The 1,098-nt window shown below is 60.4% G+C and carries 1 pseudogene; it reads left to right on the forward strand.

Annotated features, from left to right (window positions below):
• Window positions 1-68: 68 nt before the first annotated feature.
• A pseudogene (locus CHB88_RS25765) lies at window positions 69-1,098 on the forward strand (IS3 family transposase); the annotation flags it as partial.

Here is a 1,098-nt window from a genome sequence, read left to right on the forward strand (position 1 = left end):
TATTCCTTACACTAACGACTAGGAATACAGCTATGGATATGCCTATGCCTTCAGGAAGAATGCAGCAAGTGGAAGTGATAACCGGGGTCCAGCGGCGCAGACGCTGGACCCCGGAACAGAAGCTGGAGTGGGTCAGGAGGACGATGGAGCCTGGCATGTCGGTGTCGCTGGTGGCCAGGGAGGCCGGCATCAAGGCGAGCCAGTTGTTCCAGTGGCGTAAAGCCTATACCGAAGGCTCGTTGGTGGCCGTCGGTGCCAACGAGCCGGTGGTGCCGGCGTCAGAACTGCAGGACGCGATGAAGCGCATCAAGCAGCTCGAAGCCGCCTTGGGCCGCAAGACACTGGAGAATGAGATCCTCAAGGAAGCGGTGGATTTCGCCAAGGCAAAAAAGTGGATTGCGCGCTCGCCCTTGCCATGCGGGGAAGAGCCATGAGACTGGTGTGCTCGACTCTTGGCGTGGCGCGCAGCCATGTTCTTGCACTGACCAGTCGTTCAGCCGACTGGAAAGACCGCCGCCAAGCTAGGCACAGCCGCGATGACGGTCCGCTACTGCAGGACATCCGCCGGGTGCTGCACGAACTGGGGACGTATGGCTATCGCCGTGTATGGGGCGTACTGCGGCATCAGCAGGCCTGGCCAGTGAATCACAAAACGGTCTATCGGGTCATGCGTGAGCATGGATTGCTGCTGTATCGCCATGGGCAGCGGCCAGTGTCAGCACGTAAGCATGACGGCAAGATTGCGGTTGCCGCCAGCAACACCCGCTGGTGCTCCGATGGCTTTGAAGTCACGTGCGACAACGGCGAGCGGGTGCGGGTTGCCTTTGCGCTGGACTGCTGCGACCGAGAAGTCATGAGCTGGGTTGCGACGACGAAGGGCATCGATGCTGGATTGGTAGGCGACCTGATGATGCAAGCGGTCGAGTCGCGCTTCGGAGCCAACCAGACGGCACCGGACGAGATTGAATGGCTGACGGATAACGGCAGCTGCTATACCGCTGGAGAAACCCGCTCCTTTGCTCGCAGCCTGGGGCTCAAGCCGGTGACGACACCTGTTTCCAGCCCACAGAGCAACGGCATGGCGGAAAGCTTGGTGAA

The sequence above is a fragment of the Noviherbaspirillum humi genome, assembly GCF_900188095.1.
In the GTDB taxonomy this organism is placed as follows: Bacteria; Pseudomonadota; Gammaproteobacteria; order Burkholderiales; family Burkholderiaceae_D; genus Noviherbaspirillum; species Noviherbaspirillum humi.